Source organism: Methylobacterium sp. WL18 (genome assembly GCF_008040015.1).
GTDB lineage: Bacteria > Pseudomonadota > Alphaproteobacteria > Rhizobiales > Beijerinckiaceae > Methylobacterium > Methylobacterium mesophilicum.
Map to the genome: position 1 here is coordinate 1 of NZ_VRVD01001191.1, position 681 is coordinate 681.

Sequence of the window (681 nt, forward strand, 5' to 3'; positions counted from 1 at the left end):
CGCCCGCACCACCACGACGATCGCGGCCGAGCGGGCGCTGCTCGCCGAACTCGACGGCTCGTGTCGGACGCCGATCGCCGCCCTGGCGCGGATCGAGGGCGACGTCCTCACCCTCGACGGGCTGCTGTTCCTGCCCGACGGCAGCCGGCACTGGTCGGTCTCCCGGCAGGGCCCGGCGACGGAGGCCGAGCGGATCGGCCGCGAGGCCGGCGCCGTGCTGAAGGAAGCCGCCGGGGACACCTACGCGCGCCACCTGCAATAGGCGGGGAACGTCCGCGAGGAGGTGCAGATGCGCGGGATAGGCCAACCGATCAGGAGCACGATCACTCCCGCTCGTCACCCCGCTCGCGATCCCTGCGGATGCTGAGGCGGACGGCGATGAGCTGCCAGAGGCCGATCCCGAACGCCAGCGCGAAGACCAACCCGATATCGAAGGCCGCGAACAGGCCGTCGCTCATCGGCACGCCTCACGATGGCGCGGAGGGGCCGTAGGCCTCGCGCTCGCGCATCCGCTCGATCAGTTCGAGCACGTGAACGACCCGGCCGCCGACATCCCACCAGGGCCGCAGCACGGAATGCCTGCGATCCGGCAGCGGGGGCTGATTCAGCACGGCGTCGATCAGGAACGCCACCTGCGGCAACGGCGGCGCCGCGAGGCCGGGCGTCGCCGTTGCCGCAGGT

Annotated in this window: 1 protein-coding gene and 2 pseudogenes; 1 reads left to right on the plus strand and 2 read right to left on the minus strand. The window is 72.4% G+C overall.

The window, feature by feature from the left end:
- Positions 1-262, plus strand: a pseudogene (locus tag FV228_RS31750) (hydroxymethylbilane synthase); the annotation flags it as partial.
- A gap of 61 nt (positions 263-323) precedes the next feature.
- Here the strand turns inward: FV228_RS31750 and FV228_RS34880 are convergent.
- Both FV228_RS34880 and FV228_RS31755 read right to left on the minus strand, forming a co-directional pair.
- Positions 324-458: a hypothetical protein gene (locus FV228_RS34880; RefSeq protein WP_281406562.1), complete on the minus strand. Its 135-nt coding sequence runs from the start codon at positions 456-458 to the stop codon at positions 324-326.
- 9 nt (positions 459-467) lie between these two features.
- Positions 468-681, minus strand: a pseudogene (locus FV228_RS31755) (phytoene/squalene synthase family protein); the annotation flags it as partial.